16 protein-coding genes are annotated in these 18,751 nt (G+C 44.3%); 9 read left to right on the top strand and 7 right to left on the bottom strand.

The features are described 5' to 3' along the window. The first annotated feature begins 9 nt into the window (after nt 1-9). Together R7E29_RS17970 and R7E29_RS17965 are read left to right on the top strand one after the other, a co-directional pair. Complete coding sequence (locus tag R7E29_RS17970) at nt 10-3,045, top strand: FAD-binding and (Fe-S)-binding domain-containing protein (RefSeq protein WP_054576438.1); 3,036 nt, start codon at nt 10-12, stop codon at nt 3,043-3,045. Between the two features lie 73 nt (nt 3,046-3,118). After that, nucleotides 3,119-3,580, top strand: coding sequence for a methyltransferase family protein (locus tag R7E29_RS17965; protein WP_054576439.1), 462 nt, complete (start codon nt 3,119-3,121; stop codon nt 3,578-3,580). Between the two features lie 110 nt (nt 3,581-3,690). Here R7E29_RS17965 and R7E29_RS17960 read toward each other — a convergent pair whose 3' ends face one another. From R7E29_RS17960 to hutC, 6 genes are all read right to left on the bottom strand, one after another. Beyond that, nucleotides 3,691-4,416, bottom strand: a complete 726-nt coding sequence (locus tag R7E29_RS17960) for a DUF3581 domain-containing protein (RefSeq protein WP_017821813.1) — start codon at nt 4,414-4,416, stop codon at nt 3,691-3,693. A 335-nt stretch (nt 4,417-4,751) separates the two neighbouring features. Continuing rightward, nucleotides 4,752-6,287, bottom strand: a complete 1,536-nt coding sequence (gene hutH, locus R7E29_RS17955) for a histidine ammonia-lyase (RefSeq protein ID WP_017821814.1) — start codon at nt 6,285-6,287, stop codon at nt 4,752-4,754. 11 nt (nt 6,288-6,298) lie between these two features. Continuing rightward, nucleotides 6,299-7,996 carry a urocanate hydratase gene (gene hutU / locus R7E29_RS17950; RefSeq protein ID WP_054576478.1) on the bottom strand — a complete coding sequence of 566 codons (1,698 nt, stop codon included), beginning with the start codon at nt 7,994-7,996 and terminating at the stop codon, nt 6,299-6,301. 73 nt (nt 7,997-8,069) lie between these two features. Continuing rightward, complete coding sequence (gene hutG / locus R7E29_RS17945; protein WP_054576440.1) at nt 8,070-9,080, bottom strand: formimidoylglutamase; 1,011 nt, start codon at nt 9,078-9,080, stop codon at nt 8,070-8,072. A gap of 1 nt (nt 9,081) precedes the next feature. Then, nucleotides 9,082-10,332 (bottom strand): imidazolonepropionase, encoded by a 1,251-nt coding sequence (gene hutI, locus R7E29_RS17940; RefSeq protein ID WP_054576441.1) that lies wholly within the window; start codon nt 10,330-10,332, stop codon nt 9,082-9,084. A gap of 129 nt (nt 10,333-10,461) precedes the next feature. Beyond that, complete coding sequence (hutC, locus tag R7E29_RS17935) at nt 10,462-11,169, bottom strand: histidine utilization repressor (protein ID WP_005385493.1); 708 nt, start codon at nt 11,167-11,169, stop codon at nt 10,462-10,464. 248 nt (nt 11,170-11,417) lie between these two features. Here hutC and R7E29_RS17930 point away from each other — a divergent pair, with 248 nt between their 5' ends. After that, nucleotides 11,418-12,161, top strand: a complete 744-nt coding sequence (locus R7E29_RS17930) for a sporulation protein (RefSeq protein WP_005385491.1) — start codon at nt 11,418-11,420, stop codon at nt 12,159-12,161. A 6-nt stretch (nt 12,162-12,167) separates the two neighbouring features. On the opposite strand, the gene R7E29_RS17925 is transcribed toward R7E29_RS17930, so the two are convergent. Next, entirely contained in the window at nt 12,168-13,145 is a 978-nt protein-coding gene (locus R7E29_RS17925; protein ID WP_054576442.1) for a DUF3187 family protein, read from the bottom strand. A 403-nt stretch (nt 13,146-13,548) separates the two neighbouring features. Here R7E29_RS17925 and thrS point away from each other — a divergent pair, with 403 nt between their 5' ends. The 6 genes from thrS (at nt 13,549) to R7E29_RS17895 (ending at nt 18,424) form a co-directional block, all read left to right on the top strand. Then, the gene (gene thrS, locus R7E29_RS17920; RefSeq protein ID WP_005395892.1) at nt 13,549-15,477 is read left to right on the top strand and encodes a threonine--tRNA ligase; all 1,929 of its coding nucleotides are present in this window, start codon (nt 13,549-13,551) and stop codon (nt 15,475-15,477) included. A gap of 3 nt (nt 15,478-15,480) precedes the next feature. Beyond that, a complete protein-coding gene (gene infC, locus R7E29_RS17915) occupies nt 15,481-16,032 on the top strand; it encodes a translation initiation factor IF-3 (RefSeq protein ID WP_080276913.1) in 552 nt (183 codons plus the stop codon). A 120-nt stretch (nt 16,033-16,152) separates the two neighbouring features. After that, on the top strand, nt 16,153-16,347 hold the full coding sequence (gene rpmI / locus R7E29_RS17910; RefSeq protein ID WP_005377932.1) for a 50S ribosomal protein L35: 195 nt from the start codon (nt 16,153-16,155) through the stop codon (nt 16,345-16,347). Nucleotides 16,348-16,387: 40 nt separating this feature from the next. Then, nucleotides 16,388-16,741 carry a 50S ribosomal protein L20 gene (gene rplT, locus R7E29_RS17905; RefSeq protein WP_004727974.1) on the top strand — a complete coding sequence of 118 codons (354 nt, stop codon included), beginning with the start codon at nt 16,388-16,390 and terminating at the stop codon, nt 16,739-16,741. A 189-nt stretch (nt 16,742-16,930) separates the two neighbouring features. Next, nucleotides 16,931-17,248, top strand: coding sequence for a heavy metal-binding domain-containing protein (locus tag R7E29_RS17900; RefSeq protein ID WP_005377919.1), 318 nt, complete (start codon nt 16,931-16,933; stop codon nt 17,246-17,248). Nucleotides 17,249-17,614: 366 nt separating this feature from the next. Beyond that, nucleotides 17,615-18,424 (top strand): helix-turn-helix domain-containing protein, encoded by an 810-nt coding sequence (locus tag R7E29_RS17895; RefSeq protein ID WP_005385480.1) that lies wholly within the window; start codon nt 17,615-17,617, stop codon nt 18,422-18,424. Nucleotides 18,425-18,751: the final 327 nt, after the last annotated feature.

Raw genomic sequence — 18,751 nt, 5'->3', positions numbered from 1 at the left:
AGGAAGCAAATGTTACCAAGATTACACTCGCAAACTGATGTCGATCCTCTTGTTCTTAGTTTTCTGAAAGAGCTTGAGCACGCCGGATTCACTGGTGATATCGAAAGCCAATATTCAAGTCGACTAGCGGTTGCCACTGACAACAGTGTTTACCAGCAACTTCCTCAGTCTGTCGTTCATCCCAAAACGACAGAAGATGTTTCTCTCCTCGGGAAACTGAGCAATAAAGAAAAGTACGAACGAATTACCTTTTCACCTCGTGGTGGCGGCACGGGGACCAATGGTCAGTCGCTAACCAAAGGTATTGTGGTGGATATGTCTCGCCACATGAACAAAGTGCTTGAGATTAATGAGAAAGAAGGCTGGGTTCGTGTACAAACTGGTGTAGTGAAAGACCAGTTAAATGACGCAGTTCGCCCTTATGGCTACTTCTTCTCTCCAGACTTATCTACCAGTAACCGTGCAACGATTGGCGGCATGGTCAACACCGATGCTTCTGGTCAAGGTTCTCTGAAATACGGAAAAACATCCGATCATGTTTTGTCGCTACAAGCGGTGTTTGCTGATGGCTCAGTTTTAGAATCAGACCTGTCCAACGGCTACCCAAAAGAAGACGAGTTTGCTGCCAAGGCGCTACGTGTAACGGAATCCGTATGTCGTGAAAAACGCCAGCAGATCGTAGATAAGTTTCCTCCTCTTAACCGCTTTTTAACGGGCTACGATTTAAAAAATGCCTTGAATGAAGAAGGTGACCGTTTCGATATCACACGAGTACTGTGCGGCGCTGAAGGTTCATTGGCATTCATTACCGAAGCGAAGCTTAACCTGACGCCAATTCCGAAAGCGCGTACTTTGGTTAACGTTAAATACAACAGCTTTGATTCTGCACTGCGTAATGCACCGTTGATGGTCGAAGCGAAAGCGCTGTCTGTAGAAACCGTTGACTCGAAAGTGCTTAATCTCGCGAAGCAAGATATCGTCTGGCACACCGTGAGTGATTTGCTTACCGATGTTCCAAATAAAGAGATGCTTGGCATCAATATGGTGGAATATGCAGGTCAGGACGAAGAAGAAGTTGCAGCGCAGGTTGCAGCGTTGACCGCCAAGCTCGATACCATGCTGGAAACAGAAGAAGCGGGCATCATCGGTTACCAAGTCTGTAACGATGTAGCGAGTATCGGGCGTATTTACAACATGCGTAAAAAAGCGGTGGGTTTGTTAGGCGCAGCAAAAGGCCGCGCTAAACCGGTCGCATTTGCTGAAGATACCTGTGTGCCACCAGAAAATCTGGCGGACTTCATTGTAGAGTTTCGAGAGCTGTTAGACAGCAAATCTCTGAATTACGGCATGTTTGGTCACGTCGATGCCGGGGTGCTTCACGTACGTCCTGCGTTGGATTTGTGTGACCCGCACCAAGAAGCATTGATGCACGAAGTTTCTGATGAAGTGGTTAAGCTGGTGGCGAAATACGGCGGTTTGATGTGGGGTGAACACGGCAAAGGTTTCCGTTCAGAATATGGCCCTGAGTTTTTCGGTGATGAGTTGTTTACTGAGCTGAGACGTGTGAAGGCGGCATTCGATCCACACAACAAAATGAACCCGGGCAAAATCTGTACGCCGCTTGATAGTGATGCAGAGTTAGTAAAAGTTACCGATACCAAACGTGGTTACTATGACCGTCAGATTGACGTTCAAGTACGTGACAGCTTTAAACAAGCGATGGAATGTAACGGTAACGGTTTGTGTTTTAACTACGATACTAGCTCGCCAATGTGTCCATCGATGAAAGTAACAGCCGATCGTCGTCATTCACCGAAAGGTCGTGCGGGTTTGGTTCGCGAGTGGTTGCGTCAGCTCACAGAGCAAGGCATTGATATCCTTGACTTAGAAAAGCAAACACTAGAAAACAAAACATCAATCAAAACCATGATTGACCGCGTACGTCATTCTATCAATCGTCGTCACGAGTATGACTTCTCTCACGAAGTGTATGAAGCGATGAATGGTTGTTTGGCGTGTAAAGCGTGTGCGAGTCAGTGTCCGATTAAAGTCGATGTTCCGAGCTTTCGCTCACGCTTTTTAAACATCTATCACTCTCGTTATCAACGTCCTGCAAAAGACTATCTGGTTGCCAACATTGAGACTATGCTGCCGATGATGGCAAAAGCGCCAGGTGTCGTAAATGGTGTTTTGAAGCAGTCGTGGGTGAAAAGTTTAACGGCATCTACGGTCGGGTATGTCGATGCGCCGTTGTTATCAGTACCCACCTTGAAACAACGAGTAGAGTCGCTGACAACGCCTTATGATCTGCAAGCGCTCAGTGGTTTGTCTTCGTCTGAAAAGAGCAAGCATGTTTTAATTGTTCAAGACCCATTCACTAGCTACTACGACGCTGATGTCGTTGAAGACTTCGTTAAGTTATTGAAAAAGCTGGGTATGCATCCGGTACTTCTGCCGTTTAAGCCGAATGGTAAAGCACAACACATTAAAGGGTTTTTACGTCAGTTTAAGGGCACAGCAGCCGACACAGCGAAGTTCTTGGCGATGGTAGCGGATTTGGATATCCCATTAGTTGGTGTCGACCCTGCATTGGTGCTGTGTTATCGAGATGAATACGCTGAAGTGCTTGGCAGTAAGCGAGGTGATTTCGATGTACTGACGGCCCACGAATGGCTTTACCCAAGATTAGAAGCGTTTGAAAGCGGAGAGCATAAGGCGCAGGAACCTTGGTATCTGTTTGCGCACTGTACTGAGAAAACCAAAATGCCAAATGCGGAAAAAGAGTGGGGCGCTATTTTTGCTCACTTTGGTGCACTTTTGAATACGGTACCTGTTGGTTGTTGTGGTATGGCGGGTACGTTTGGTCATGAGGTTGATAAGTTGTCGATGTCGAAAGACATTTACAATTTAAGCTGGAAGCCGAGCTTAGATAAGTTGGATAACGAGAGATGTTTGATTACAGGCTATTCTTGCCGCAGCCAAGTTAAACGCTTTGAAGGAACGAAGCCCAAGCATCCCGTTCAGGCATTGTTAACTTTGTTGTAATCGGACTAGATCAAGCCCAGTTTTACTGGGCTTTTTAGAAACCGTATTTAGACCCTTTCAAAGGATATGAATCTTGAGAAAACTTGAACTCAAAGTCCCACCTGTTGTGGTGTTTTTGCTAGTCATACTTTTGATGTACGGACTTAAAGTTTTGACGCCGAGCATGAACATTCGAGTACCCTTTGTTGAATTTGTAGTAGGTGTATTAACTTTGTTGTCTGGCTACATGGGCATTGCTGGCGTGTATGAATTTCGCAAAGTAAAAACCACAGTGAACCCAGTAAAACCTGAAGCGGCATCTTCTGTTGTAAGAACTGGTGTGTTTGCCTTTTCACGCAACCCTATGTACATGGCATTATTGCTTCTAATCATAGCAACTGGTTTGTGGTGGCAGCACTTGAGTGTGGTGCTTTGTGGCGTGATATTTGTCAGTTATATGAATCGGTTTCAAATCAAGCCTGAGGAACGCGTTTTAGAGCGATTGTTTGGTGAAGAGTATGTGGATTATAAAAACCATGTTCGTCGTTGGCTCTAAGCATTGCGTTTAGTTTTGTTTGGATGAGACATAAAAAGAAAGCCCAACGGTCGACGTTGGGCTTTCTTTTAGTAAACACGTTTTTTGTGCGCTTCTGATAGGGCAGTCTACTAGGCTGCCTTAACGAACTTTGCTAGGAATGCATCCTTACGTTCATTAAAGCGGCGTACAAGGTCATCAACCGCTTCTTGGTCATATGGCTTCAAGCCACTTGCAACCATGCGCTTAATACCTTTACCAACGACTTCACCGTCTTCTTTAAACGCAAAGTTTAAGGTGACTACACCTCGTTTTCCTTCTACGTCGAATGTTGCGCCAGTGAAATCCACCTCTGGATGCGTAAGGTCTAAGCGTGAAAATTCGACTTCCATGCTTTCATAAATAACTAATGGACGCTGGCAGTTGATCATCATTTGCTTCTCTTCCATAAGAGGAACCATGATGTGAGGGAAGTTCATACCAGAAAATTGCACGTAATTTGTCACTACATGCTCAATAAATGCCGGATCGTGGTTAGTTTCACCTTCACGGGACATGTGTAAGTATTCTTTACCTGCCTCGTCAACAACAGCGCTTTCTTTGTCACACTTATTTTCAATATGAAGTGCTACACCATCGTTTACCATGCCAGAGAAGTTAAAACGCATCTTTTGGCTAACGCCTTCTTTACTGAGAAGCACAGCGAAAAGTAAATCCCCAGGGACACAAAAGCGTTTGTTGTCTTCATCATGAATTGGGTTGTAGTCACCTGCGACACGTTTTGCAAAGTGGCTTGCTTGTTCGCGAGTGAACTGAAACTGGTGATTAGTGTTTGAAAAATAAGGTGTTAGAAACATAATTTTTACGTAGTAACCAAAACTGTGTGGGATTATATGCGAATATCTGCGTAGCAATGGTCCATCCAGTGAAAACTTCACCGTATCCTAACAATAAGACACTATTTCGGCGGATAAACCGTTAAAAACGCATACTTTAGCAACGCTTTTATTTGTGAAAACAATAAACAACGACCTTTTCGCTCGCCTATCTTTTAAAGTATAGCCATCAAAGTAGACAGGCGTTCATAAATAGTGCCATCAATATGTTTAATCGTATATAAAAAGGCTCCACGCAGAACGTAGAGCCTTCAAGTCATTATCTGTTTATTCGATGAAATGCCAGTTATGCTTGGTTATTGAACACTTGGTAACAAGCTCTCTGGCATGAGCGTGTTGTGAATAGCCAGCTTAAGCAGAGTATTTGCCTGTTCAATGTCTGGAGCAAAGTAGCGATCTTTATCGTAGAACGATACTTTTTCACGCAACATTTGTTTCGCAATCTCAATACGCTCAGAGGACTTGTTTGGCGCTCTAAAGTCTAGGCCTTGTGCTGCTGAGAGGTATTCGACAGCCAGAATACCGCGAGTGTTTTCGCCCATTTCTTTCAATCTGCGAGCCGCGAATGTTGCCATTGAGACGTGATCTTCTTGGTTTGCAGATGTTGGCAAGCTGTCTACTGACGCTGGGTGAGCGAGTGTTTTGTTTTCACTTGCTAACGCAGCGGAGGTAACCTGAGCAATCATGAAACCAGAGTTCACACCACCATTGTCGACTAAGAACGGTGGCAGTTTTGATAGCGCGCTATCGATAAGTAATGCCATACGACGTTCAGACAAGCTGCCGATCTCGGCAATCGCAAGTGCTAGGTTGTCGGCTGCCATTGCAACAGGCTCCGCGTGGAAGTTACCGCCAGAGATGATGTCACCATCTTCAGCAAACACCAACGGGTTATCTGATACGGAGTTCGCTTCTACTTGTAATACTTCCGCCGCATTGCGGATTTGCTGTAAACACGCACCCATCACTTGAGGCTGACAGCGCAAAGAATACGGGTCTTGTACTTTTTCACAGTTAGTGTGTGAATCACCTATTTCACTCGATGTGTCTAACAAATGACGGTATGCGAGTGCTGCGTCCATTTGGCTGCGATGACCACGTACACGGTGAATGCGCGGATCGAATGGACGTCGGCTGCCGAGAGCGGCTTCAACAGACATTGCACCACAAACGGTTGCTGACGCGAAAAGGTCTTCCGCGATAAACAGGCCTTCCAATGCGAACGCTGTGGATGCCTGAGTCCCATTTAGTAGCGCTAAGCCTTCTTTTGGCGCCAGAGTGATAGGCTCTAGACCTGCGATTTTTAATGCTTCTTGCCCGGAAATGATTTTACCGTTGTGGCGAGCTTGTCCTTCTCCCAGTAATACAGTGCTCATATGGGCTAGAGGAGCTAAGTCACCTGATGCGCCAACAGAGCCCTTTTTAGGTACGCAAGGGTAAACTTGTGCGTTGACTAGGTCGGTCAGCATATTAATGACTTTTAGGCGAATCCCAGAAAAGCCACGAGACAGACTATTGATTTTTAATACCATCATCAGACGAACCGTTTCATCTGACATAAACTCACCGATACCTGCCGCATGAGAAAGAACGATACTGCGTTGCAGTGTTTCTAAATCTTCTGGTGCTATTCGTGTGTTAGCCAATAGCCCAAAACCAGTGTTAATTCCGTAAACCGTTCTATCTTCCGCGATGACTCGGTCTACGACCTGTGTGCTTTCTTCAATGGCCGGAATGGCTTCAGGATCCAAAGTAAGGTTGACTGGTGAACGGCTCACTTGGCGTAGTTCGTTTAAGCTAATATGACCTGGCTTTAGCGTTAAATTTAACATCTCTTTCATCCTTACTTGAGCTTCTTCAGTTCTTCGTTGAGCATTGGCAAATCTAGCCCTTGCTCTGCTGCACATTGTTTAGCGATATCGTATCCCGCATCAGCATGACGCATCACGCCTGTTGCTGGGTCGTTATGCAGCACGCGGGCAATACGTTCTGAGGCATCTTCACTGCCGTCACAGCAGATAACCATACCTGAGTGTTGCGAGAAGCCCATACCTACGCCACCACCGTGGTGTAGTGAAACCCAAGTTGCGCCGCCCGCCGTGTTGAGTAGCGCGTTTAATAATGGCCAGTCTGATACGGCGTCAGAACCGTCCATCATACCTTCGGTTTCACGGTTCGGGCTTGCTACAGAGCCAGAATCTAAGTGATCTCGACCAATGACAACGGGCGCTTTAAGTTCGCCATTTTTCACCATTTCGTTGAATGCTTGACCAAGACGCTCACGATCTTTAAGACCAACCCAGCAAATACGCGCAGGTAAACCTTGGAACTGGATGCGTTCGCGAGCCATATCTAGCCAGTTATGTAAGTGCGGATTATCTGGAATTAGCTCTTTTACTTTTTGGTCGGTTTTATAAATGTCCTCAGGATCGCCAGAGAGAGCAGCCCAACGGAAAGGACCGATACCTTCACAGAATAGAGGACGAATGTAGGCTGGAACGAAGCCAGGAAAATCGAATGCGTTTTCTACGCCTTCTTCCAAGGCCATCTGGCGGATGTTGTTACCGTAGTCGAGTGTTGCGGCGCCGCGATTTTGCAGCTCTAACATCGCTTGAACTTGCACAGCCATGGATTTTTTCGCTTCTTTTACGACCATTGCTTCATCTTGCAAACGCATTTCTGCTGCGTGAGACATGCTCCAGCCTTGTGGTAAATAGCCATTGAGCGGGTCGTGTGCAGACGTTTGGTCTGTTACGACATCAGGCGTGATATTACGTTCTACCAGCTCAGAGAAAACGTCTGCTGCATTACCTAGTAGACCAACCGATACTGGTGTGTCTGACTCTTTAATGATAGCTAGCGCTTCATCTAAAGAAGTCGCTTTCTTATCGACATAGCCTGTACGTAGGCGGTAATCGATACGTGATTCATCACACTCTACTGCAATCATGGAGAAGCCCGCCATTGTACCAGCGAGAGGTTGAGCACCACCCATGCCACCAAGACCACCTGTTAGAATCCAACGGCCCTTTGCTTCACCGTCAAAGTGTTTTTTTGCAACAGATACGAACGTTTCGTATGTGCCTTGTACGATACCTTGCGAGCCAATGTATATCCAGCTGCCAGCGGTCATTTGGCCGTACATCATCAAGCCTTGTTTATCGAGCTCGTTGAAGTGTTCCCAGTTTGCCCAATGCGGAACAAGGTTTGAGTTTGCGATAAGCACGCGTGGGGCATTTTTATGAGTAGGGAAAACACCAACAGGCTTGCCTGATTGAACTAAAAGCGTTTGGTCATCTTCGAGTCTTTCAAGTACTTCAACAATCTTGTCGTAACATTCCCAGTTTCGCGCTGCTCGGCCAATGCCGCCATATACAACCAGTGAATGTGGATGTTCTGCAACATCAGGATCAAGGTTGTTCATCAGCATACGAAGAGGGGCTTCGGTTAGCCAAGATTTTGCGCGCAGTTTATCTCCGTGAGGTGCACGAATTGTTCTGCTTGTATCAAGTCGTGGATCTTGTCCCTGGCGCTGTGTCATTTCAGACTCCTTTAGTTTCTCGTGATGACCAAGTACTTGCTTGGTCGTAATAATCAGTGGCATCTGGGATGCATTATGGTTTGTGCTGTTTTTCCGCCATTGCGTTGGCGATATCCCAACACAAACGGGCAGCTAATCGTGCAGTTTGACTATCGACGTCATAATTTGGGTTGTATTCGGCGATATCAGCCAGCATTAGCTTATTTTTGTAATGAAGAATTCGATCTAAAAAGGGTGCAATAGTGTCGTAACTCACTCCCCGAGCTGCTGGTGCGCTGACTCCAGGTGCGGTTGCGGCAGGAAATACATCCAGATCAATGGTCAAATAGAGGTAGTCACAGTCGTCAATAAAATGCTGAAGCTGAGTTAAGTGATAACTGTGGTTTAAGTAGCAGAGCTGATTGTCCTCTACATACCAAACATTTAACGCATCTGCTTTTTCAAATAGCGCTTTAGTGTTGCTACTACGGCTTACACCAATACAAGCGTAATGAAAGTCCCAATCGTTACGTTGGCAAAAATGATGAATTTGGTTGAAGGGGGTGCCAGAGCTTGGTCTTATGTCGGTGAGGTTGCTCTCAAATGCGCGCAAATCGAAATGCGCATCGAAATTAATAATGCCGATTTTAGGCTTCTTCTCTGGATGGTGCGCTTTAAAATATTCCGCTAAGCCGGAAAACGAGGCCCACGCAATCTCATGCCCACCACCTAGCACGATGACTGGCGTATGGGGCAGTGCGCTTGAAATGGTTGCTGCACATAGAGCTTGGCTCTCTTCCAGTAAGTCGTCTTCACACACCACAGTACCTAAGTCATATAGTGGGGCGTCTTGGTGCCATGCTAAATTAGCGAGTGCTCGCCGGATTAAGTCTGGCGCTTTTTTCGCGCCAATGCGTCCTTTGTTTCTCGCAACGCCAGCGTCGGTAGCAAAACCGAGTAATGAGACGCCATGCGCAACGGCACGCAACTCATCTGCTTTTTGGCGTTGAACAACGTGATGAATTCGCTGACCAAGCTTGCCGTCCTCGGCATCATGACGGCCTTGCCAATGAAATAGGGGAGAGTGTAGGTCGAATTGAGACATATTATTGGCCTCCGTGTGAAATGTATTCACCATTTACTATACGACCTACCAGACGTTTTGCTCCGACTTGATAGCTTAAATCCGCAGGGCTTTCGATATCCCAGATAGAGAAGTCCGCATCAAACCCTACTTTGATTTCGCCACGTGAGTTTTGATAACCCAGAGCTTTGGCTGCATGTTGCGTTACACCACGCAATGCTTCTTGCGGTGTAAGGCGAAATAGCGTGCACGCCATATTCAGCATGAGTGTGAGATCAGAAAATGGTGATGTACCTGGGTTGACGTCCGTAGCAATTGCCATCGGCACGTTATGCTCTCTCAACAACTCAATCGGTGGTAACTGAGTTTCTCTTAGAAAATAAAAAGCGCCAGGCAATAGAGTGGCGACGGTGTTTGATCGAGCAAGTGCTTTAACACCTTGCTCATCTAAAAACTCGATGTGATCCGCTGACAGACCGTTGTATTGCGCAGTGAGGGCTGTACCACCGAGATTAGAAAGTTGCTCAGTATGCCCTTTAACCTTTAAGCCGTGGCGTTTTGCAGCTACAAACACTTTTTCTGTTTGTTCAAGATTGAAACCAATCGATTCACAAAAAACATCGACACTCGTAGCTAATTCTTCCTTTGCGACAACAGGGATTATGTCCTGACAAATGTGCTCAATATAATCATCTGCACGACCTTGGAACTCTGGCGGAATGGCGTGAGCGGCGAGAAGTGTAGTGGTGATTTTAACTTTGCGCTCTTGTTCAAGCATTTTGGCTGCACGGAGCATTTTTATTTCATCATTCAGTGTCAATCCGTAGCCTGATTTCACTTCGACAGAAGTGACGCCGCTCGCGAGTAGCCCGTCTAAACGTGGCAACGCTAACTCAACTAATTGCGCTTCGGTTGCTGAACGCGTCGCATGCACCGTTGAAAGTATCCCACCGCCTTGTTTGGAAATTTCTTGATATGGCACGCCGTTTAAGCGCATTTCAAATTCGTTGGCACGATTGCCCGCGTAAATAAGATGAGTGTGGCAGTCGATCAAACCTGGCAGAACTAACTTGCCTTGAAGGTCGATACTCTGAGCGTAATGTTGGGCAGACAGCAGAGACTCGGTTTGCGGTGCGTCTTCACCAATGGCACAAGTACTGATCGCAACGATTTTTCCAGATTTAATACCAATGCGCGCTGGAGGCGTTGGAAGGTATCCGCATTCTCCCGATTGCATGGTAACTAGACGTGCGTTTTCAATCAGCAAATCCATGTTTGTGTCCCTGTGTTTATTTGTATCATTAAATGTATATACAAATAAATAGAGCAAAATAAGAACACTGACAAGATTGATGTTGCTAAAATGTGATCAAAACGTAGATCTAGAGGATAAATCTTGTCCTTAAATGAGCACTTTTGAGCTCAGCTTATATTTGTTACCAGGGTGATAAAGTAGGGCGGTACTGACTAACTTATCTTGGCTCCACGTTCTGCGATTCAAGAGAAGGCAAGGTTCATTGGCTTGCATTTTTAAGTCTTGCTTAATACGGCTTTCAGGCACAATTGCCTCTACAGTATGTTCTATCGCGCTGAGTGGGCAATTATCTGACAGGTATTGATTTGGAGTGATTTGTGTGAAGTCTTGATTTAAATAACTCGGGGCATATTGGCTATTCACCCAGCGGAGCTCCAATTGAATCGGCGTTTGGTCTTCATAGTGAATAATTTCACTGTAAAACACTGTCGTGCCTAGCATAACGCCGAGTTTTGTCGCAATGTTGTCATCTGCTTTTATGGCAATCTGTTTGAGCACTTTACTGCCATACTTTCGCCCTCTATCGCTGACTTCTTCGGCAATGTTTCGAATGTCTAGCAGGGGAGATTCTGACTTTTCACCAGGATCACACACGAACGTGCCTAAGCGTGGGCGACGTTGTAATCGGCCCTCATTTACTAAATCCCGAATTGCTTTGTTCACTGTCATTCTACTGACACCAAATTGCTCGGTAAGCTCAATCTCGGTGGCGATGCGATGACCAACTACCCACTCTCCAGCATCAATTTTATCCAGGATAAATTGTTTAATTTGAATGTAGAGTGGTGCAGACATAATGATTTCCCTTTATTTGACTATACAAATACTGCTTAATTTAGGTACAAATTGCAAACATTTCTCGACGAATGTACCGCTTAGTGACCGAACAATCCTATAGCAGGGCTGAATGACTCTTGCTGCTGAGCATTATTTGGCTTGATGATTGAATTCAAACATTTTCTTGTGGTCTATTGCTTGCACAGCAGAAAACAATTGTGTAAACAAACGATTATTAGAAGAAAAGTCGCTAAAAAAGGAAAAGTATGTTTAAAAAATTGAAAGCATCACTGGGGATCGGCTCTGCAAAAGTAGATACCATTTTGGACGAAATGAGCGTGTTTCAAGGAGCGACGCTGAAAGGGCATGTTCATATCAAAGGCGGAGACGTCGAACAACAAATTGATGCTATTACGATTAAATTGAACACGGAAATGAAAGTCGAAGTGGATGATAGCGTAAGTTACCAAACGTTCACTATTGATCAATTGAAAGCAGTTGACCCTTTTGTGATTCAACCTAATGAAGAAAAGCAGGTTCCGTTTGAGCTAAAATTGCATGATGAAACGCCAATTACTGCGGTTAGCGCACTTAAGAATCAATGTCATGTTTGGGTTGAGACGACGTTAGATATTGATTTTGCAATTGATCCGCGTGACCGTGACTATATTGAAGTGAAACCACTACCAGTAGCATCTCGGGTTATTCAAGCGATCGAGCAAGCTGGTTTCACAATGGTTAAAGCCGATGTTGAAAAAGGCTTTTTGCGCGGTGGCTCGTTTGCCTCTCGCTCTGGTATTTATCAAGAACTAGAGTTCCGTAACAACGGCTTTATCTCATCAAAAGAAATTGAGCTCTCTTTTATTCTGGAAGGGCAGGTCATGCATTGTTTGGCAGAGATTGACCGTTCGCTCAGCTTGGCTGGTGACCAATATCGCTCGTTTACGTTGCCGATCAATGCAACCGATGCTCAAGTCGCTGCCGCAGTTGCACCAACGCTAAATCTATAGCTCTCATCAACTTGATGAAAATATGTACCGATATCCTATTGTGAAAGCGATATCGGTACTGTTATCCATGTTTCTTGCGTTCTCTACGGCTAAAAACTCAAGCGCTGAATTTTCCATTAGATATCGATAGCCCAATACCAGTTCATTAGAGGCATCAGCAAACTCTGTGGGCCCTTCTGTTGAGCCTTGATACCAATGATATTCCAACATCAGGTGATGGTTATCTTCTAAGGCATAACGGTACCCACCCGCAATGGCAATCGTATTATGTCGATAGGGCAGATCGAGCAAGGCACGGTCATCCGAGCGAAAAGTCATGCCAATCATCGAATAAAATGCATGAGCATCACTTAAGTAGCTGTAGTTTAATTGGAAGCCTTGCTCGAAACTGCTACCTTGAAAAGTACCGTGAGCCACATCGTTAAAATACAAACTGCCGCCAATCGATAGGCCGTGATGTTCATTTTGGAACACTTGATACTGTAAGTAAGTAGATAGGTTATTGGCCAGTGTTTGTCCTTCGAAATCATCTTCAAGCACATCATATTGCGGCATTGAAATGTAAAAACGATCTCTGTCTACTTTATCCCGCCCATTTTGTCCGATACCGAAAAGTTTATGGAAGCTTTTCGTCAGTCCATCTAAATGGTTGTCAGCGGCAAAGACCCATCGATAGTTGAGCTCCCACTGCCAACGGTTGCTGACTTGCCATTTGCTGCCTAATTCGATTTGATTGTGGTAATAATCCAGTGCGTATTCATCAGTATGAGCCCAAACACTTGCCACGGTTCCCGAACCATAGGCTTCGACAAACCCAGAGGGCAGACTGTGTCCTGAACGTAGTATGTTGGTGTGACTAACCACTTGCATTGGGGATTGTGCGTAAGAACGCAGCGGGCCATATAAGTCACTTGATGCGAAGGCTTGCAAAGAACATATCGAGGTGCTTAGAAGCACCATAAAGCGCGATTTGAAATAGACCATGATGAATACCTACATACAAACTACTCTATAAAACAACTATATACCTAAATCGCACGTTGAGCTCTCGCCAAGCGTGTTAAGCTTTGTATCGGTTCACACGTAATAGGCAATATTGTAATTTGTTGTGTAAGTTCATTGAGGGGTAATTCCGTTTACAAGTTATGCGGTCTCTTAAAAAAGCATGATCAGATTGTCGTGACGGGTCTGCGGTTAAGTTCTTATGACAAAACAAAATCGCGCTTTGCATTCTAAATGTGAGCTAGGTACAATCCCATTTTCGATAACGGTCCGGTATTCGTGTTACCGAGAGGCCTTTATTGACTCTCAACTATTTTCAACAAATAGCTTCTAATTTGAATAACATGTGTTGCTTGGTGTGCAACACCACTGTAAAGGACATAGCATGCCTATTATTACTCTTCCTGACGGCAGTCAGCGTCAATTTGACAACCCAGTATCTACTATGGAAGTTGCGCAATCGATCGGTCCCGGTCTTGCCAAAGCAACTATCGCTGGTCGTGTAAACGGTAACCGCGTTGATGCGTGTGACCTAATTGAAGAAGACGCAAGCCTTGAAATCATCACAGTTAAAGATGAAGTAGACGGTCTAGAAATCGTTCGTCACTCTTGTGCTCACCTTCTTGGTCACGCTCTTAAGCAGCTTTACCCTCAAGCTAAAATGGCGATTGGTCCAACCATCGACAATGGCTTCTACTACGATATCGACCTAGACGAATCTCTAACGCAAGAAGATCTTGAAAAGATTGAAAAGCGTATGAAAGAGCTAGCGAAAACCAAGTACGAAGTGGTTAAGAAAAAAGTAAGCTGGCAGGAAGCGCGTGATACGTTTGAATCACGTGGCGAACCATACAAAGTGGAAATCCTAGACGAAAACGTATCTCGTGATGATCGTCCAGGCCTTTACCACCATGAAGAATACATCGACATGTGTCGTGGTCCTCACGTTCCTAACATGAGCTTCTGTCAACACTTCACTTTGCTGAATGTTGCAGGTGCTTACTGGCGTGGTAACAGCGACAACAAAATGCTTCAACGTATCTACGGTACGGCTTTCCACGACAAGAAAGCATTGAAAGCGCACCTAACTCGCCTAGAAGAAGCGGCGAAGCGTGATCACCGTAAGATTGGTAAGCAACTAGACCTATTCCACATGCAGCAAGAAGCACCGGGTATGGTGTTCTGGCATCACAATGGTTGGTCTATCTTCCGTGATCTAGAAGTATTCATCCGCGCTAAGCTAGATGAGTACGGTTACCAAGAAGTGAAAGGTCCACTTATGATGGACCGTGTTCTTTGGGAACGCTCTGGGCACTGGGACAAATACGCTGATGCAATGTTCACAACTTCTTCTGAGAACCGTGAATACGCGATTAAGCCAATGAACTGTCCAGGTCACGTACAGATCTTCAACCAAGGTCTAAAATCGTACCGCGACCTACCGCTACGTATGGCTGAGTTTGGCTCATGTCACCGTAACGAACCATCTGGTGCACTACACGGTATTATGCGTGTACGTGGCTTTACTCAGGATGACGCTCACATTTTCTGTACTGAGAGCCAAATTCAAGAAGAAGTAACAAACTGTATCAAGATGGTGTACGATACGTACCAAACATTTGGTTTCGACAACATCGTAGTGAAACTGTCTACTCGTCCAGAGAAACGTGTAGGTTCAGATGAAATCTGGGATCAATCTGAAGAAGCATTGAAGCAGTCTCTTGAATCGATGGATATCCCATACGAAATTCAAGAAGGCGAGGGTGCGTTCTACGGTCCTAAGATTGAATTCACACTATACGATTGTCTAGACCGTGCGTGGCAGTGTGGTACTGTCCAGCTAGACTTCAACCTACCAGGTCGCTTAGGTGCAACTTATGTAGGTGAAAACAATGAACGTCTTGTACCGGTAATGATTCACCGTGCGATTCTAGGTTCACTAGAGCGCTTCATCGGTATCCTTATCGAAGAATATGCTGGTTTCTTCCCAACTTGGTTGGCGCCAGAACAAGCAGTTCTTATGAACATTACTGATAAACAGTCAGGTTATGTTCAAGAAATAGTACAAAAACTACAAAAAAGTGGAATTAGAGCTAAAGCGGACTTGAGAAATGAGAAGATTGGCTTTAAAATCCGCGAACATACTTTGAAGCGTGTACCGTATATGCTTGTTGTTGGTGACCAAGAAATGGAAGCTGGCGAAATTGCAGTGCGTACTCGTAAAGGTAAAGATCTTGGTAAATTTAAAGTGGATGATTTTATTGCATACATCCAAGACGAGATCTCTAGCCGTAAGCTCAATCTGGAGGAATAAGCTATTAAAGGCGGAAGACGTGGCCAACAGCCGGTAAAACAAAACCCGCACCGTATCAACGGTGAAATTCGTGGTATTCGTGAAGTTCGACTAACAGGCGCTGACGGTGAATCAGTTGGTGTTGTATCGATTCAAGAAGCCATTGCAGCTGCTGAAGAAGCTGGTATGGATCTCGTTGAGATCAGTCCTAACGCCGAGCCACCTGTTTGTCGTGTGATGGACTATGGTAAGTTCCTCTTCGAGAAGAGCAAAACTGCTAAAGAGCAGAAGAAGAAGCAAAAGCAGGTCCAGATCAAGGAAGTAAAATTCCGTCCTGGAACTGATATTGGAGACTATCAGGTAAAACTACGCAACCTGACGCGTTTCCTTGAAGAAGGCAACAAAGTGAAAGTAACAATTCGCTTCCGTGGCCGAGAGATGGCACACCAAGACATCGGTGTTGACGTTCTAAATCGTCTTAAGGAAGATACTGCAGAAATTGCTGTAGTTGAATCTTTCCCTAAGAAGATTGAAGGTCGCCAGATGATCATGGTGCTAGCCCCTAAAAAGAAGTAATTAACGGCTCATCAAGTAATTAAAACCTAGCCGCTTTCCTTTATATAAAGGCATATGGCTGGGTTTTGTTCGCCCTAATTACGTTGTTTATTAAACCTACTCAATGCGGAGTTATTCATCATGCCTAAGATGAAAACCAACAAAGGTGCTGCTAAGCGTTTTAAGAAAACTGCTGGTGGTATTAAGTACAAGCACGCTACAAAACGTCACATCCTGACTAAGCGTACTACTAAGAACAAGCGTCAACTACGTCCGAATGCAATCCTTCCAAAATGTGAAGTGGCTGCAGTAATCCGTATGTTGCCATACGCTTAATTCTTTTTAGTTATCAATCGTTTAGTTTAGGAGAAGCATAATGCCTCGCGTAAAACGTGGTGTACAAGCTCGTGCACGTCATAAGAAAGTTCTAAAACAAGCTAAAGGTTACTACGGTGCGCGTTCACGTGTTTACCGCGTAGCTTTCCAAGCAGTTACTAAAGCTGGTCAATACGCTTACCGTGACCGTCGCGCTAAGAAACGTCAATTCCGTCAACTATGGATTGCACGTATCAATGCGGCATCTCGTCAAAATGGTCTATCTTACAGCCGTTTCATCAACGGCCTTAAGAAAGCATCTATCGAGATCGACCGTAAGATCCTTGCGGACATCGCAGTATTCGACAAAGCTGCATTTGCAGTTCTAGTTGAAAAAGCGAAAGCTGCTCTTTAATTAGCAGTTTAGGATTAAGAGAAGGAGAGCATTAGCTCTCCTTTTTTATTGCTAAAATTTATACCCAAATGACTTTTAGCTTGGCTATTTAGAGTATTGTTTATCAGTCCTCTCAATTTATTGGTTAGCATCTTATGTTAGTTATAAGGTAGCTTGGGTATAAATTTTTACGTTTATAAGGGATTAAAAATGATCTACACAACGACCGAAAGCATTCCTGGCAAGCAGATCTCTGAAATCAGAGGGGTTGTAACTGGTAATGTTGTTCAATCAAAGCATATTGGCCGTGACCTCATGGCGGGTATCAAGAGCATTGTTGGCGGCGAAATTCGTGGTTACACGGAAATGATGACCGACGCGCGTGATATTGCTATACAGCGCATGGTGGCGGACGCTGAATCTAAAGGTGCCGATGCAATTGTAGGGATTCGATTTACCACAAGCTCAATCGTAGATGGTTCTTCGGAAATTTTGGCGTTTGGTACTGCAGTGAAACTAGCGGACTAGTCTACTTGAATAGCATTGCAAAAATGCTAATAGAGAGCGGTGAATTATTATGCATTTACCGTTCTGTTCCTTTTAGGTTAATTATTCTAGATTTTTGCAGAGCGAATAGATTTATATTCTCAACTTTACGTTACTATTAAAATTAATCACGATAATTTAGAGTGATTGCTTTACTTTTGTTTTGCATATTATTTTATACCTATAATGAAATTGAATTCATATTGAATTTTTCATTTGTTGTGTGAATTCTCCTTTCAGTATATTAATTCATGTTTTTCTTATAAAAATATGAACTTATACCTTGCCAAGCGGTTCTAAATTGTTACAAATACTATACAGCTGTAACATTGCCAAAAGGAATTGTAGATGAGAGATCTGACTCCCGAATACTTGCTAGCCGCATTACGCCAAGCGATTAAAACAAAAGGGCTAACATATCGAGAGCTATCTGAGAAAATGGGTATGCCACTATCTACCTTTAAGAGACATCTTACAAGCACGAATCTCGCTTTAGATAAGTTGCTGGAATATTGTAGAGCGGTTGATTGCACGTTAGATGAACTACAAAAGCTCGCAAATCAATTGCAAGGTGAAGACGAGGATTACTTTAGTCGCACACAGGATGAAGTATTCTTTCAATTCCCTCACCTTTACGACTTTTATCGTGAATTGAGAATGTTACGAGGTAAAGACGGCTATTCTATTTTAAAGAAAAAGTATGACTTGTCTGAGCAGAGCATGTCTGATTACTTAAAAGCATTAGAGTTGTTGGATCTCGTTTACGTTGATGAAGATAAAAATATAACGCTGCACGGGCCTTTATATTATAGCTATGCAGAGAACTCCAAGCTCAACGACAAATATACAGAAATCATAAAAGAGCAGACGACTACCCACGATAAGTGTGTTCGCGTTGCTTTGGCGCGTATGAAAATTACCGAAGAACAGCTTTTGTTACTGGAAGATCAAGTCGCAAAGACCGTCATCGATTTTCATTCCAAAAATGTTGTAGCAGAGAACTTTAATGTCTCTGATTTTACTAATATTGTTCTACTTGCTGGGCCACATCAGCCAGTCACATTCTCTGACGGCATTATTGAGACAGAGGGGCGATTTATTGATGATATTCGTTATGCCATCGCAGCTGCAGGTGATAAGCCAAGCCTATCGATATAGATTTTGAGCCTTTTTTGAAGAGAGTTTCTGAAAGGGCGTTGCAAAAGAAAAAGCCTAAGACAGCAAATACTTTGTAAGTAGGGCATTCAGCGGTGTTTGCTCTTAATTCAGACTTAAAGTGTTTTGGGCTTATTTCGAATAATACCTGTTCAGCATCTACTTTCGTTATTTTTAACATGCTGATTTCCTTCGTTGTTCCTCCCAAAGCCTCTCTCGCTTCCTCTACAAAGAAACCATTCTCGTTGAACCAAGCATCCAGTAGCTACTTGGGTATGCATAATTGGTAGCTATTTATCTTCTAATTATAAATTCATACTTGAAATGTTT

The sequence above is a fragment of the Vibrio sp. Vb1729 genome (assembly GCF_033338655.1).
In the GTDB taxonomy this organism is placed as follows: Bacteria; Pseudomonadota; Gammaproteobacteria; order Enterobacterales; family Vibrionaceae; genus Vibrio; species Vibrio alginolyticus.
This window is presented reverse-complemented; position numbering and strand designations above follow the sequence as displayed.

Excerpts from the sequence above, each read along its gene's own strand:
- rplT (WP_004727974.1), top strand. The coding sequence starts at position 16,388 with ATGCCTCGCGTAAAACGTGGTGTACAAGCTCGTGCACGTCATAAGAAA.
- R7E29_RS17900 (WP_005377919.1), top strand. The coding sequence starts at position 16,931 with ATGATCTACACAACGACCGAAAGCATTCCTGGCAAGCAGATCTCTGAA.
- hutH (WP_017821814.1), bottom strand. The coding sequence starts at position 6,287 with ATGTTAAATTTAACGCTAAAGCCAGGTCATATTAGCTTAAACGAACTA.
- hutG (WP_054576440.1), bottom strand. The coding sequence starts at position 9,080 with ATGTCTCAATTCGACCTACACTCTCCCCTATTTCATTGGCAAGGCCGT.
- rpmI (WP_005377932.1), top strand. The coding sequence starts at position 16,153 with ATGCCTAAGATGAAAACCAACAAAGGTGCTGCTAAGCGTTTTAAGAAA.
- hutU (WP_054576478.1), bottom strand. The coding sequence starts at position 7,996 with ATGACACAGCGCCAGGGACAAGATCCACGACTTGATACAAGCAGAACA.
- R7E29_RS17925 (WP_054576442.1), bottom strand. The coding sequence starts at position 13,145 with ATGGTCTATTTCAAATCGCGCTTTATGGTGCTTCTAAGCACCTCGATA.
- R7E29_RS17970 (WP_054576438.1), top strand. The coding sequence starts at position 10 with ATGTTACCAAGATTACACTCGCAAACTGATGTCGATCCTCTTGTTCTT.
- R7E29_RS17930 (WP_005385491.1), top strand. The coding sequence starts at position 11,418 with ATGTTTAAAAAATTGAAAGCATCACTGGGGATCGGCTCTGCAAAAGTA.
- R7E29_RS17960 (WP_017821813.1), bottom strand. The coding sequence starts at position 4,416 with ATGTTTCTAACACCTTATTTTTCAAACACTAATCACCAGTTTCAGTTC.
- R7E29_RS17895 (WP_005385480.1), top strand. The coding sequence starts at position 17,615 with ATGAGAGATCTGACTCCCGAATACTTGCTAGCCGCATTACGCCAAGCG.
- hutI (WP_054576441.1), bottom strand. The coding sequence starts at position 10,332 with ATGGATTTGCTGATTGAAAACGCACGTCTAGTTACCATGCAATCGGGA.
- hutC (WP_005385493.1), bottom strand. The coding sequence starts at position 11,169 with ATGTCTGCACCACTCTACATTCAAATTAAACAATTTATCCTGGATAAA.
- thrS (WP_005395892.1), top strand. The coding sequence starts at position 13,549 with ATGCCTATTATTACTCTTCCTGACGGCAGTCAGCGTCAATTTGACAAC.